Consider the following 14,637-nt stretch of genomic DNA (forward strand, 5'->3'; position numbering starts at 1 on the left):
TTTCCGAACTGTTCCGGGCTGATCTTTTCCGCACTGCGACGTTCCGCCTGACGCTGGCTTTTGTCGTGGCCATCATCGCTGCAATGGCATTGCAGTTCGGGCTCGTCTACGAACAGATGAATGGATATGAGCAGCAGCGCTCGACGGATCTGCTGCAGCGCGAAGCGGACCAACTCATTCAGGAAAGTCCTGCCCAGCTTGAGTACGAGGTGCGGGAGCGCAGCAAGACGGACCTGCGTGTGATCCTCAACGGGGCTGCGCTCTTTGATATGAACCGCAACCGGATTGCGGGCGACATCAAGAAGTGGCCTGTCGGGCTGGAAGTTTCTCCCAGAACCCAGCGTCTTTGGGACGCGCCTCCTGGCGATACGCCCTATGAAATGCGCTATCTGGCCGTTGAGGTAGAAGGGGTGCAGGGAAACCGGGACCGTATTCTTGTTCTGGCGCGTTCTCTGCATATGGCCAACGAACTGCGCTACATCACCAAGCGTGCGGCGTTGATGTCCGTGGTGCCAATCGTTGTGTTCGCCCTGATGGCAGGAATTTTTCTGAGCCATCGGGCGCTGGGTCGCGTCAAGGATATGCATGAGGCGATCGACCGCATCATGGATGGAGACCTGCACGAACGTCTGCCGACCGGGCGCGAACGCGACGACATTGAGCGATTGGCCGTGTCGGTCAACCGGATGCTGGACCGTCTTGAGCATCTGCTCGACGAGATCCGGGACGTGGGCAACGATATTGCCCATGATCTGCGCACGCCGCTGGCGCGGGTGAAGGCCCGGTTGGAGCGAGTGTCGTCGATTACGAACGATCCCGGGGCACTTCAGAGTGCGATCGAGCGTGCCACGCTGGATCTGGAGCAATGCTTCTCCGTGATTACGGCTCTTCTTCGGATCGGCGAGATTGAGAATGGCCGCCGCCGGGCCGGGTTTGCGATGCTCGATCTGCGGGAACTGCTGGCCGGGGTGGTGGATCTGTACGAACCGATCGCCGAGACGGAAGGTATTCTGCTGGAGGTTGTAGACTCGGAGAAAGCGGTCCCGTTGTTCGGGGATATGGACCTGCTGAACGAGGTTCTGGCCAATCTTGTGGACAATGCGATCAAATTCACGCCCGCTCCCGGAACGGTCCGGCTGAGTGCGGGGCAGGGAGCAGACGGATCGAGCTGGCTGCGTGTCAGTGATACGGGAATCGGCATTGCTGAAGATGAGCGCAAGGCTGTCATGGGGCGTTTTTATCGCTCGGATAAAAGTCGCCATGTTCCCGGAAGTGGTTTGGGCCTGAGTCTTGTTTCGGCGATCCTGCGGTTGCATGGGGCATCAGTGGAGATCGTGTCTGAGAGGCCCGGTCACACGCTGCCTGGAGCGGTTTTTACCATTCATTTCGCGCCTGCGACGCCTGTCTGAAAAGACACGGAATATTGCACAACATGTCAATATTTGCCGTGTGTCTTGATATTTAAACAGAATTTTCCTTGTCGTCTGAGTCTCGATGGATATGACTCGGATCAATTTGCAAGGGGACGCCCGTTGAGAATGACCGGACCAGGAAGAGCCCCAAGGGGGTGTCTGATCGCATGAATGCTATTGTCGTTACCGCGCTGAAGCGGCCTTATACTTTCGTTGTCCTGTCGATCATGATCCTGATCTTCGGGGTTCGGGCTATCGTTTCGACGCCGACGGACGTGTTTCCTTCGATCAAGATCCCGATCGTGGCTGTCATCTGGTCCTATACGGGCCTGATGCCTGAGGACATGTCGGGGCGTATCGTCTATTATTACGAACGCTCCTTAACGGCGACCGTCAGTAATATCGAACATATCGAAAGCTCGTCCTATTATGGACGTGGCATCGTGAAGGTCTTCTTCCAGCCGGGAACCAATACGGCGGTTGCGCAGACGCAGATTACGTCGGTGTCCCAAACGGTCATCAAACAGTTGCCGAATGGTTCGACCCCACCGCTGATTCTGGCAATGGATGCGTCGTCCGTTCCGGTTCTGACGTTGCAGGTCAACAATCCGACCATGTCCGGGTCGGAAATCTACAACATGGCGTCCAACCTGATCCGGCCGGAACTGATTTCCGTGCCCGGGGCCGCGATCCCCAATCCCTATGGTGGTCTGGCTCCGGACATCATGGTGGATATCGACCCGATCAAGTTGCTGGCGCATCGCTTGTCCCCGGAAGACGTGGCGACGGCGTTGAACCTGCAGAATATCGTTCTTCCGGCGGGCGATCAGCGGATTGGCCAGCTTGACTGGATGGTGAAAACGAACTCGACGCCCCTTGATCTGGAGGTCTTTAACAAGATGCCGATCAAGCAGGTCGGCAATTCCGTGATCTATCTGCGCGACGTTGCGTGGGTGCATCGGGGAGGGCCGCCGCAGATCAATGCGGTCCTTGTGAAAGGCCAGCAGGCGGTGCTGATCGTCGTTCTCAAGAGCGGTGACGCCTCCACGCTTTCCGTTGTGAGTGGCATCAAGAAACTCCTGCCACAGGTCGAGGCAACGCTGCCGGCCGGAACGACAGTGAATGTCCTGACCGATGCTTCGAGCTTCGTGAAGGAATCGGTTGTGGACGTGGTACGTGAAATGATCACGGCCGCAATCCTGACCAGCCTGACGGTTCTGCTGTTTCTCGGCTCGTGGCGCTCAACCATCATCGTGGCGACGTCTATCCCGCTGGCAATGCTGTGTTCGATTATCGGGCTGAGCATAGCGGGGCAGTCCATCAACGTTATGACGCTGGGCGGTCTGGCCCTGGCGGTTGGTATTCTCGTCGATGACGCGACAGTCATGATCGAAAACATCGACGCGCATCTTGAAACCGGGAAAGATCTTGAGGACGCCATCATTGATGCCGCCAACCAGATCGTCATCCCGACTTTCGTATCCACGACCTGTATCTGCATCGTGTGGCTGCCGCTGTTCGAACTAACCGGAATTTCAGGCTGGCTGTTCATGCCGATGGCTGAAGCCATCATTTTTGCCATGATCGCCTCCTTCATCCTGTCGCGGACGCTGGTGCCAACGATGGCGAACTGGATGCTGGCGGCTCAGGTGCGGATGCATCGTGACCCCGAGTGGCACAACCGCAAGCCCGGCTTTTTCGGGCGGTTCCAGCGGGGGTTCGAGGCGCGGTTCACGAGCTTCCGCGAACATTACAAGGTCATTCTTGAAAATCTGATTGCGATCCGGGGACGCTTCGTCCTGCTGTTCCTGCTGGCGGCCGTGTCGTCCATGGCGCTGATTCTCTTCATCGGTCAGGATTTCTTCCCCGAGATCAAGTCCGGAACGATGCAGATGCACATGCGTGCGCCGGTCGGTACCCGACTTGAAGAAACGGGTAAGATCGCAGGGCTGGCTGAGCGTCGCATCCGGAGTCTGTTGCCGGGGCAGGTGGTCAATGTCGTCAATAACTGTGGCCTGCCGTTCAGTCAGTTGAATCAGGCCATGATCCCGTCTCCGACCGTGGGATCACAGGACTGCGACATCACTATCCAGCTTCGTAATTCCGAAAGCCCGATCCCCGAATACCGTCGTAAGCTCCGTAAAGGTCTGACGAACGATTTCCCAGGCACGGTGTTCACGTTCCAGCCGGGCGACCTGACGGCCAAGATTCTGAATTTCGGTCTGCCGTCTCCGATTGACGTGCAGATCGTGGGTCGTGATCTGAGCGGGAACTTCAAGTTCGCGACACAGATTGCCCAGAAACTGCGGCATATTCCTGGAATTGCCGATGTTTCCATTCAGGAACCGATGACGCAGCCGACCATTCTGGTGAACAACCGCCGCAGCTTCGCGCTGGGGACGGGAATTACGGAGCGGGACGTTGCACTGAATGCTCTTGTGACGCTGTCCGGTAGTGGACAGGTTGGCCAGACCTATTATCTGAACGCGCAGGGAACGTCGCAGCTCATCGATGTGCAGACGCCGGCGAATTATCTCCAGACCATGAACGATCTGGAAATCCTCCCGATCGACAAGGGCGACGGCAACCCGACCAACCAGACGCCGCAGCTTCTGGGAGGGCTGAGTGCTCTGGTCCAGACCGGGACGCCTTCAGAAGTCGCGCATTACAACATCATGCCCGTGTTCGACATCTATGCCGCGCCGGAAGACATGGATTTGGGAACGGTTTCAAGAGCCGTGAACCGGGTCGTGAATGAAGAGCGCAAGCTCCTGCCTCATGGCTCGACCATGGTGGTCCGTGGACAGGCCGTGACGATGAACGATGCGTATGTCCAGCTTGTGGGGGGGCTCGCCCTGTCGATCGTGCTGGTTTACCTGATCATTGTCGTGAATTTTCAGTCCTGGCTTGATCCGTTCGTCATCATCTCTGCGCTTCCCGGCGCTCTGGGTGGCATTGCATGGAGCCTGTTCCTGACACACACACCGATGTCGGTTCCGGCATTGACGGGAGCGATCATGTGCATGGGAACGGCCACGGCCAATGCCATTCTCGTGGTTGCCTTTGCCCGTGAGCGGATGGAGGAGCACGGCGATGCTGTTCTTGCTGCTCTTGAGGCGGGATATGAGCGTATCCGGCCTGTCCTGATGACGGCGATGGCCATGATCATCGGTATGATCCCGATGTCCATCAGCAATTCCGATAATGCCCCGCTGGGCAAGGCAGTGATTGGTGGCCTGCTGGTCGCGACCGTTGCCACCCTGCTTTTTGTTCCCTGTGTTTTTGCCCTTATGCACTACAAGCGGCCTGCTGGGCCTGAAGGAGACCGCGCGTGAGCCATTCTACGGATCAGGGGCACGTGCCTCCGACAAACCATCCGGTCCGCACGGGTTCAGGCGCGCGCGGCAAACTCATCCTGCTGGTGGTGATCCTGCTGGCGATTGCTCTGGCGGCTTGGGGGATCGTGCAGCGGGGAACGCATTATCATGCCCTGCGCGGCGCGACCGAAGAAGCCGCCATCCCGCCCGTTACGCTGATTACGCCGCAGCCGGGACCGAAGACGCGGCAGGTCGATCTGCCAGCCAATCTTGCCGCATGGTACGAGGCGCCGATTTACGCGCAGGTCTCGGGCTATGTGAAGATGTGGTACAAGGACTATGGCGCGCATGTGAAGCGCGGGGATGTTCTGGCGGAAATCAGCACACCTAGCATCGATGCCCAGTTCGAGGCTGCCAAAGCGCATTACAACGTCATTCTGGCGCGCTATAATCTGGCCGTCATTACCACACAGCGCTGGACGGCGCTGAAAGGAACGCAGGCTGTTTCGCGTCAGGAAGTGGACGTGCAGGCTGCCAATGCTGCTGCCCAGAAAGCCGAGCTTGAAGCCGCACGTCATGACGTGGACCGTTTTCAGGCACTTGAGGACTTCAAAAAGATCGTCGCACCCTTTGACGGCATCGTTACGTCCCGTCTGGTGAATGTGGGCGATTATGTGAATGCGGGCGGTGGTAACGTCAATTCCCGCGGTGCGGCATCCGAACTGTTCTCTGTCGCCGACGTGCACCGGATGCGTGTGTTCGTATCTGTGCCGCAGGATTTTGCGAGTGTGATTTCGCCAAAGATCGAAGCTGAACTGACGGTGCCGCAGTATCCGGGCAGCCGTTTTAAGGCGACGTTCCTCGCAACTGCCAATGCCTTCAATGCCGCGACCCGCACAGTGACGACCGAGCTGACGCTGGATAACGATGATAATTTGCTGTGGCCGAATTCCTATGCGACAGCGCATATCTCGGCTCCCGGAAACCCGAATATCCTGATTCTGCCGGAAGGCTCGATCATCTATCGGGCTGAAGGGACGCAGGTGGCAAAAGTCATCAACAACCATGCGCATCTGGTGAACGTCACCGTGGGCATCAATTTCGGGACGACAGTTCAGGTGCTCAGCGGCATTACAAAAGACGACCGCGTGGTTGCCAACCCTACGGCTGATCTGCTGGAAGGGGACGAAGTCAGGATCGTCCCGACCACACCGGGATACAACACGCCAGGCAAGGCGGTGCAGGATGCGGATCAGCAGCCTGTCCGCCAGCATGACGCAAACCCCGAAGAGGCCGGATCGCGCTGATGAAACCGGAAAGTTCCCAGTCATCCCCCACCCAGACGAACGTGACAGGCCGTAATCGTTCGATCTGGCGGATCACGACAGCGCTGGCCGGCGTTCTATCGATCGGGCTTGCGTCCTGTGATCTGTCCCCCGACTATCATCCCCAGAAATTCCTTTATCCTGAAGGATGGGAAGGGAAGGGGCTGATGGTCAACGCGCAGCCTGCGGATGGTGTCGTCCGGAGTGACTGGTGGACCATGTTCAACGATCCCATTCTCAATGGGCTTGAACAGCGTATGCTGGCCGTCAACCCAGACCTTCAGGCTCAGGCGGAAGCCTTCACGCAGGCCCGGGACGTGGCGCGCGAAACTGAAAGCCGTTTGTATCCGCAGCTCACGGGCGGCTCTCACATGAGCTACAACAAGGGCTCTGTGGGTCGGCTGTATAACAACCCTGCCACCAGCAGCAGCCTCGTTTATGAATCCAATCAGGCTTACAGCGGCGCTGCGACGTGGGAGCCGGATTTCTGGAATTCCATTCGCAACACGACGCGAATGCAGAAAAACCTCGCTCAGGCTTCAGCCGGACAATATGCGCTGGCACGACTGAGTCTCGAAGCAGAACTGGCATCAGATTACGTCGCCCTGCGCGGCCTCGATGCCCAGAACGCGGTTTATGATGACTCGATCCGCTACTTCCGTGCGGCCGTCGAGATCACAGAACTGCGTCAGGCCGGATCGATCGGCGCGGGTCTGGATGTCTCGCGTGCAGAAACCCAGCTCTATTCAGCGCAGGCCGCAAAAAGCAATCTGATTGCCCGACGCAATGTCATGGAACACGCAATCGCCGTTCTGTTGAACACGGCCCCGGCAGGATTTCACATCGCGCCCGTCAAGGACGTGAAGATGCATTTCGGGGCTGTGAAGATCAACGCGGGGCTGCCCGCATCCCTGCTGGAACGTCGCCCTGACATCGCGATTGCCGAACGCCAGATGGCGGCGTCCGCCCGGGCGATCGGTGTCTCGCGTGCTGCCTTTTATCCGCACATTACTTTCAGCGCGGAGGGCGGATTCGAGGATGGTGGCTTCGATCTGGCCAGTATTTCCCGCGCCTTCTGGAAAATTGCCGTGCAGGCGGTCGAACCGGCCTTTACGGGTGGCCTGAGACGCGCAGCGTTGCAGCGCTCGTGGTCGCAGTACCGCGGAATGGTGGACAATTACCGTTCCGTTGTTCTGGCCGCATTTCAGGACGTCGAGGACGGTCTGACGCAGACCCGGCAGTTCAAGACTGCTCAAGACCAGCAGCAGAAAGCCGTGGAGGCTGCGCTGCGGACGCAGAACATGACGATGGCGCTCTATACGGGCGGGCTGTCCAACTATCTCGACGCACTTGTGGCGCAGCAGGATGCGCTTCAGGCGCGTCTGGCGGAAGTCGAGGTGCAGACGGCGCAGGTGCAGTCTTCCGTGCGTCTGGTGCGGGCTCTGGGCGGTGGCTGGAGTGCCAGCGATCTGCCGGGTATCAAACAGATCGATCCGTTCGGTCCGCTTCAGTATAAGGATCTGCGGACTCCGAAGCCGGTCAGCGGCATCGACAACCATGCGTCTCCTCTGGACAATGATCTGCGGGGTGATCAGTCGTCGGTCAGTCTTTCACAAGGCTTGACGGGACAGCCCTAACTGGTCTAGGGGTCCGCCTCACTTCGAACGCGGGAGGAGGCGGCATGGCCGACTCCGTTGAACCGCGGTTCGGGAACGACAAACAGGGGAGTCCCGGATATGGCCAAAAAAATCGTTGGCTACATCAAGCTTCAGATCCCGGCTGGTAAAGCCAATCCTTCTCCGCCGGTTGGTCCGGCTCTGGGTCAGCGCGGCCTGAACATCATGCAGTTCTGCAAGGAGTTCAACGCCAAGACCCAGCAGCTCGAGCCCGGCATGCCGATCCCGGTAGTCATCACCGCCTATGCGGATCGCACGTTCTCCTTCGTGACGAAGACGCCGCCGAACACGTACTTCCTCCTGAAGGCCGCCAAGATTTCCAAGGGCAGCCAGACGGTCGGCAAGTCCGCTGCAGTGGGTTCCGTGACGACAACTCAGCTCCGCGAAATCGCAGCAGAGAAGTTCAAGGACATGAATGCCAACGACATTGATGGCGCCGTGCGCATGCTCGCCGGTTCCGCCAAGTCGATGGGCCTGAACGTGGTGGAGGGCTGATCTCATGGCCAAGAACAAGCGTCTGAACGCCGCGCAGGCAACTGTCGAGCGTAACAAGCCGTACGGCCTGACCGAGGCTGTGGCTTTGGTGAAGAGCAATGCCAAGGCAAAGTTCGACGAGACGATCGAAATCTCGCTGAACCTCGGCATCGACCCGCGTCACGCCGACCAGATGGTCCGTGGTCTGATCTCCCTGCCGAACGGCACGGGCAAGACCCTGCGCGTTGGCGTGTTCGCCCGTGGCCCGAAGGCTGAAGAAGCTCTCGCCGCTGGTGCGGAAGTCGTTGGTGCGGAAGATCTGGCTGAAAAAATCCAGGCTGGCGAAATCAACTTCGATCGCTGCATTGCAACGCCGGACATGATGGCTCTCGTGGGGCGTCTGGGTAAGATCCTCGGACCGCGTGGTCTGATGCCGAACCCGCGTCTCGGTACGGTGACCATGGACGTTAAGGGTGCCATCACGGCAGCCAAGTCCGGTCAGGTTGAATACCGCGCCGAGAAGGCCGGTATCATCCATGCAGGTGTTGGCAAGGCGTCTTTCGACGAAGCCAAGCTGGTTGAGAACATCAACGCTCTGGTCGATGCCGTTCAGAAGGCTCGTCCGACGGGTGCCAAGGGCACATATCTGAAGAAGGCAGCTCTGTCTTCCACGATGGGTCCGGGCGTTCGCGTTGACGTTTCGAGCTTCGAAGCCTGATTGACAGGAGGTCTTCCTTCTGGGAAAGACCTCCACGAAATGACGTCACGCTTTCGGGTGTGATGGCTGAGGGGCGGCCTGTTCGCGGGTCGTTTCCAAACCTGTCCAAGACCGCACGTGGGCCTTCTGGTCCTTAAGGATTTTTCGAAATCGCGGGCGTCAGACGGGGCGACAGTATTTCAGTGGCTCTGCTGCGATGTGCTGGGTTCGCTCACTTCTGTGGACAGGCGAGCGGAGAAGGTTTGAAAGAACCAACTCCATGGGTAACCTGGTCCGGCGCAAGTCGGACTGACGAGGAGACAGGTTTTGGACCGTACGGAAAAACGGGCCTTTGTTGAGTTCCTCGCCGATGTGTTTGGCAGCACGTCCATGGTTGTCGTCACCCAGAACAAGGGTCTGACGGTTGCCGATGTGACGGAACTGCGTCGACGCATTCGTGCGGCAGGAGCGACATACAAGGTTGCGAAGAACCGGCTGGCCAGCCGCGCTCTGGATGGGACCCAATTCGACGGCATCGCGCCGCTGCTCAAGGGGCCGACCGCGCTTGCGTGGTCCGAGGACCCGGCATCGGTGGCGAAGGTGATCGTCGAGTTCGCCAAGACGAATGACAAACTGGTGGTGCTTGGTGGCGCCCTGGGTTCCCAGACGCTTGGCGTCGACGGAGTCAAGGCCCTCGCCGAGCTGCCGTCGCTGGACGAGCTGCGTGCGAAGCTGGTGGGTATGATCAATACCCCCGCAACGCGTATCGCAGGCGTTGTCCAGGCGCCGGCTGGCCAGCTTGCTCGTGTTCTTGGTGCCTATGCCAAGGCCGGCGAAGCAGAAGCCGCCTGAGAATGATGGTCTGCGCTGCGGCGTAGGCCTGAACCTGATCAACAGTACATCTATTTAGGATAAGACCATGGCCGATCTGGCAAAGATTGTTGAAGAGCTGTCCGCTCTGACCGTTCTGGAAGCTGCAGAACTCTCCAAGCTGCTCGAAGAAAAGTGGGGCGTTTCCGCTGCTGCTCCGGTTGCAGTTGCTGCTGCTGCTGGCGGCGCTGCTGCTGCACCTGCTGAAGAGCAGACCGAATTCACGGTTGTCCTGGCTGACGCCGGCGACAAGAAGATCAACGTGATTAAGGAAGTCCGTGGCATCACGGGCCTCGGTCTGAAGGAAGCCAAGGACCTGGTCGAAGGCGCACCGAAGACCGTCAAGGAAGGCGCGTCCAAGGACGAAGCTGCCAAGATCAAGAAGGCTCTTGAAGACGCCGGTGCCAAGGTCGAAGTCAAGTAATCTACTGATTTCGGGTTGCGGCGTTCGCGTCGCAGCCACTGCCTGGCAGACAGATGGGGCGGGGATCGCATGCGGTTCCCGCCCGATTTGCCGTTGGAGCGGAAGAGGCGTATAGTACGCGGCTCGCCACGTACTGAAAATTTCATAATGGCCGGTCGTTCCGGTCGTCCGCAATGCAGGAGCCAGTTCTCCAGCGCAGTTTACGGGCGACTCGAAGGTCTGGTGCAGAGGGCAGAAGAGATGAACGCGATCACCAAATCGTTCACGGGACGCAAAAGGATCCGCAAAAGTTTCGGGCGTATTCCCGAAATTGCGCCGATGCCCAATTTGATCGACGTGCAGCGCGCCTCCTATGAGGCATTCCTGCAAATGAACGTAAGCCCTGACAGCCGGCAGGATGCCGGCCTTCAGGAAGTCTTCCGTTCGGTGTTTCCGATCAACGATTTCGCGGGTCGCGGCCGTCTGGACTTCATGTCCTACGAATTCGAAGATCCGAAATATGATGTTGAAGAGTGCATCCAGCGTGGCCTGACCTATGCAGCGCCGCTGAAGGTCATTCTCCGTCTGACGACGTGGGATATCGACGAGGACACCGGTTCGCGCTCGATCCACGATATGAAGGAACAGCCGGTTTACATGGGCGACATGCCGCTCATGACCGATAACGGCACCTTCATCATCAATGGTACCGAGCGTGTCATTGTCTCCCAGATGCATCGTAGCCCGGGCGTGTTCTTCGATCACGACAAAGGTAAGACGCATTCTTCGGGCAAGTATCTCTTCGCTGCCCGTGTCATTCCGTATCGTGGTTCCTGGCTCGACTTTGAATTCGATGCCAAGGATCTGATCTATGTCCGTATCGACCGTAAGCGCAAACTGCCGGTCACGACGCTTCTTTATGCGCTTGAAGGTGCAAATTACCTCGCGCAGCGTGAGCAGAAGATCGTCGAAGGCGGTGATGTCGAAGGTCTCGATATCCGTGGAATGGATCAGGATGAAATCCTGTCTTATTTCTATCAGACCGTCCCGTTCACCCGTCTGGGTGGCGAGTGGGCTCGCCCGTTTGACCCCGATGCCTTCCGCGGCCTGAAGCTGCTCAGTCCGCTGGTCGATGCCGATACGGGTGAGGTGGTTGCTGAAGCCGATGCGAAGCTGACCGCACGCATGGTCCGCAAGATTGCCGAGAAGACCCGTGTTGTGCAGGTTGGTCGTCTCGATATTCTTGGCCGTTTCCTTGCCTATGATCTCGTGAACGAGAATACAGGTGAGATTTACGGTGAAGCGGGTGAGGAACTGACCGAAGATCGTCTGGCAGCGCTTGAAGAAATGGGCATCACGGAGCTTCCGCTTCTGTCCATTGATGGTTCGCACGGTCCTTGGATTCGCAACACGCTGTCTGCTGACAAGAACAGCTGTCGTGATGAAGCCCTGATCGATATCTATCGTATCATGCGCCCCGGTGAGCCGCCGACCAAGGAAACGGCTGAAGCCATGTTCCGTGGGTTGTTCTTCGATCAGGGCCGCTACGATCTCTCCGCGGTCGGTCGTGTGAAGATGAACATGCGTCTTGATGTCGATGCGCCCGATACCCTGCGTGTCCTGCGCAAGGAAGATATTCTGCGCACGATCAAGATCATGTGCGAGCTGAAGGATGGCCGCGGCCAGATCGACGATATCGATAACCTCGGTAACCGTCGTGTCCGCTCTGTTGGCGAACTGATGGAAAACCAGTATCGCGTCGGTCTGCTCCGCATGGAGCGTGCCATTCGCGAACGTATGGGATCTGTCGATATTGATACGGTCATGCCGCATGACCTTATCAACGCGAAGCCTGCTGCTGCTGCCGTGCGTGAGTTCTTCGGCTCTTCCCAGCTCAGCCAGTTCATGGATCAGACGAACCCGCTTTCCGAAGTGACGCACAAGCGTCGTCTTTCGGCGCTTGGCCCGGGCGGTCTGACCCGTGAGCGCGCAGGCTTCGAAGTCCGTGACGTTCACCCGACGCATTACGGCCGTATCTGCCCGATCGAGACGCCGGAAGGCCCGAACATCGGTCTGATCAACTCCCTGTCGACCTATGCCAAGGTGAACAAGTACGGCTTCATCGAGACGCCGTATCGTCTGGTAGAAGAAGGCGTTCTTCAGGATGGCTGGAAATATCTTTCCGCCATGGAAGAAGAGAAGCTCGTTGTCGCCCAGGCCGATGCCAAGCAGGACGATCAGGGCCGTCTGACGGACGAACTGGTTTCTGTTCGCCGCTCGGGTGACTTCCGCGTCGTTCCGCCGGAGCAGGTTACAGCGTGTGACGTTTCGCCGAAGCAGCTTGTGTCTGTTGCTGCAGCGCTCATTCCGTTCCTTGAGAACGATGACGCCAACCGTGCACTGATGGGCGCGAACATGCAGCGTCAGGCTGTGCCGCTGGTGAAGGCTGACGCCCCCCTAGTCGGTACGGGTATGGAAGCTGCGGTTGCACACGATTCTGGTGCGACCATCGTTGCCAAGCGTCGCGGTGTGATCGACCAGATCGATGGTGCCCGTATCGTTGTTCGTGCCACGGACGAAGCAGGTGCCACGCAGGGTGTCGATATCTATCGTCTGCGCAAGTACATGCGTTCCAACCAGTCCACCTGCATCAACCAGCGCCCGCTGGTGAAGGTTGGTGATACGGTTCATGCTGGCGACATCATTGCTGATGGTCCGTCCACCGAGCTTGGTGAACTGGCGCTGGGTCGTAACGTGCTCGTCGCGTTCATGCCCTGGAATGGTTACAACTTCGAAGATTCCATTCTGATCTCCGAGCGTATCGCCCGTGATGACGTCTTCACTTCGATCCATATCGAAGAATTCGAAGTCATGGCCCGTGATACGAAGCTGGGTCAGGAAGAAATCACGCGCGACATTCCGAATGTCGGCGAGGAAGCTCTGCGCAACCTCGACGAGGCCGGTATTGTGTATGTCGGCGCGGAAGTGAATCCGGGTGACATTCTCGTTGGAAAGGTGACGCCGAAGGGTGAAAGCCCGATGACGCCGGAAGAAAAGCTTCTGCGCGCCATCTTCGGTGAAAAGGCTTCCGATGTTCGTGACACGTCCCTGAAGCTGCCGCCCGGTACGACCGGCACGATCGTTGACGTTCGTGTCTTCTCCCGCCGTGGCGTGGACAAGGACGAGCGCGCCATGGCGATCGAGCGTGCCGAGATCGAGCGTCTCACGAAGGATCGTGATGACGAACGCGGCATTCAGGAGCGCAGCTTCTATAACCGTCTCCGTGAGCGTCTGGTGGGCCAGACGGCTGGTGCCGGCTTCAAGGGCCTCCGTTCGGGCACGCCGATCACGGAAGAGGTTCTGGACGAGCATCATCGCGCGACCTGGGCCAGCATTACGGTTACGTCCGACGACGTCATGGCGGAGCTTGAAAAGCTTCGTGGTGAGTTCAAGGAAGCGACCCGCCGGATCGATGCGCGTTTCGACAGCAAGGTCGAGAAGCTGCAGCGCGGTGACGAGCTGCCGCCTGGTGTGATGAAAATGGTCAAGGTCTTCGTTGCCGTGAAGCGCAAGCTTCAGCCGGGTGACAAGATGGCCGGTCGTCACGGTAACAAGGGTGTCGTTTCCCGCGTTGTTCCCGTCGAAGACATGCCGTTCCTTGAAAACGGTCAGGCCGTTGATATTGTTCTGAACCCGCTGGGTGTGCCGTCGCGCATGAACATCGGTCAGATCCTTGAAACCCATCTGGGCTGGGCCTGTGCCAATATCGGCGCAAGCATCGGCGACATGGTTGACGAGTATCAGCGTACTGGTGAGCGCAAGCAGGAGCTGCTCGACCGTCTGCGTGAGGTCTATGGCGATGTGGTCTATAATGACGACATCACGACCTTGCCGAACGAACAGCTGATCGAACTTGCGAACAACCTTCGCAAGGGTCTTCCGATCGCCACGCCGGTGTTTGATGGCGCTTCCATTCCCGACATCGAAGAGATGCTCGAGAAGGCAGGTGTCAACAAGTCCGGACAGTCGCAGCTGATTGATGGTCGTACGGGTGAGCTGTTCGAACGTCAGACGACGGTCGGCTACATCTACATGCTGAAGCTGCATCACCTTGTCGACGACAAGATCCATGCCCGTTCGATCGGTCCTTACTCGCTTGTTACGCAGCAGCCGCTGGGTGGTAAGGCGCAGTTCGGTGGTCAGCGCTTTGGTGAAATGGAAGTGTGGGCCCTTGAAGCATATGGTGCAGCCTACACGCTGCAGGAAATGCTGACGGTGAAGTCGGATGACGTATCCGGCCGTACCAAGGTCTACGAGGCAATCGTTCGCGAACAGGACGATTTCGAAGCCGGTATTCCGGAGAGCTTCAACGTTCTGATCAAGGAACTGAAGTCTCTCGGCCTGAATGTCGAACTCGAGCAGAGCGGGCTTTAATTGCCCGCTCCCTCCTTCTCGCTACGGTT

At 58.3% G+C, this 14,637-nt stretch carries 9 protein-coding genes; all 9 read left to right on the forward strand.

The annotated features are described in order from the left end of the window. The first annotated feature begins 8 nt into the window (after positions 1–8). Entirely contained in the window at positions 9–1,409 is a 1,401-nt protein-coding gene (locus JK213_RS08695; RefSeq protein ID WP_194262412.1) for a HAMP domain-containing sensor histidine kinase, read from the forward strand. A gap of 170 nt (positions 1,410–1,579) precedes the next feature. After that, the gene (locus JK213_RS08700; RefSeq protein WP_194262413.1) at positions 1,580–4,747 is read left to right on the forward strand and encodes an efflux RND transporter permease subunit; all 3,168 of its coding nucleotides are present in this window, start codon (positions 1,580–1,582) and stop codon (positions 4,745–4,747) included. Further along, positions 4,744–6,036 carry an efflux RND transporter periplasmic adaptor subunit gene (locus tag JK213_RS08705; RefSeq protein ID WP_194262294.1) on the forward strand — a complete coding sequence of 431 codons (1,293 nt, stop codon included), beginning with the start codon at positions 4,744–4,746 and terminating at the stop codon, positions 6,034–6,036. The genes JK213_RS08700 and JK213_RS08705 overlap by 4 nt, the downstream gene beginning before the upstream one ends. Further along, positions 6,036–7,691, forward strand: coding sequence for an efflux transporter outer membrane subunit (locus tag JK213_RS08710; protein WP_228125467.1), 1,656 nt, complete (start codon positions 6,036–6,038; stop codon positions 7,689–7,691). The genes JK213_RS08705 and JK213_RS08710 overlap by 1 nt, the downstream gene beginning before the upstream one ends. Before the next feature lie 99 nt (positions 7,692–7,790). Further along, positions 7,791–8,225, forward strand: a complete 435-nt coding sequence (gene rplK / locus JK213_RS08715) for a 50S ribosomal protein L11 (RefSeq protein ID WP_099286923.1) — start codon at positions 7,791–7,793, stop codon at positions 8,223–8,225. Positions 8,226–8,229: 4 nt separating this feature from the next. Further along, entirely contained in the window at positions 8,230–8,922 is a 693-nt protein-coding gene (gene rplA / locus JK213_RS08720; RefSeq protein WP_062110027.1) for a 50S ribosomal protein L1, read from the forward strand. Between the two features lie 306 nt (positions 8,923–9,228). Continuing rightward, on the forward strand, positions 9,229–9,753 hold the full coding sequence (gene rplJ / locus JK213_RS08725; protein ID WP_099286922.1) for a 50S ribosomal protein L10: 525 nt from the start codon (positions 9,229–9,231) through the stop codon (positions 9,751–9,753). A 67-nt stretch (positions 9,754–9,820) separates the two neighbouring features. Further along, positions 9,821–10,195: a 50S ribosomal protein L7/L12 gene (gene rplL / locus JK213_RS08730; RefSeq protein ID WP_099286921.1), complete on the forward strand. Its 375-nt coding sequence runs from the start codon at positions 9,821–9,823 to the stop codon at positions 10,193–10,195. 240 nt (positions 10,196–10,435) lie between these two features. Then, positions 10,436–14,608 (forward strand): DNA-directed RNA polymerase subunit beta, encoded by a 4,173-nt coding sequence (gene rpoB / locus JK213_RS08735; protein ID WP_194262415.1) that lies wholly within the window; start codon positions 10,436–10,438, stop codon positions 14,606–14,608. Positions 14,609–14,637 lie beyond the last annotated feature (29 nt).

The sequence above is a fragment of the Gluconobacter sp. Dm-44 genome, from assembly GCF_018256175.1.
Lineage (GTDB): Bacteria > Pseudomonadota > Alphaproteobacteria > Acetobacterales > Acetobacteraceae > Gluconobacter > Gluconobacter cadivus.

Bases quoted from the DNA above. Each gene is read 5' to 3' on its own strand.
- JK213_RS08710 (WP_228125467.1), top strand. From the start codon at position 6,036: ATGAAACCGGAAAGTTCCCAGTCATCCCCCACCCAGACGAACGTGACA.
- rpoB (WP_194262415.1), top strand. From the start codon at position 10,436: ATGAACGCGATCACCAAATCGTTCACGGGACGCAAAAGGATCCGCAAA.
- rplK (WP_099286923.1), top strand. From the start codon at position 7,791: ATGGCCAAAAAAATCGTTGGCTACATCAAGCTTCAGATCCCGGCTGGT.
- rplA (WP_062110027.1), top strand. From the start codon at position 8,230: ATGGCCAAGAACAAGCGTCTGAACGCCGCGCAGGCAACTGTCGAGCGT.
- JK213_RS08700 (WP_194262413.1), top strand. From the start codon at position 1,580: ATGAATGCTATTGTCGTTACCGCGCTGAAGCGGCCTTATACTTTCGTT.
- rplL (WP_099286921.1), top strand. From the start codon at position 9,821: ATGGCCGATCTGGCAAAGATTGTTGAAGAGCTGTCCGCTCTGACCGTT.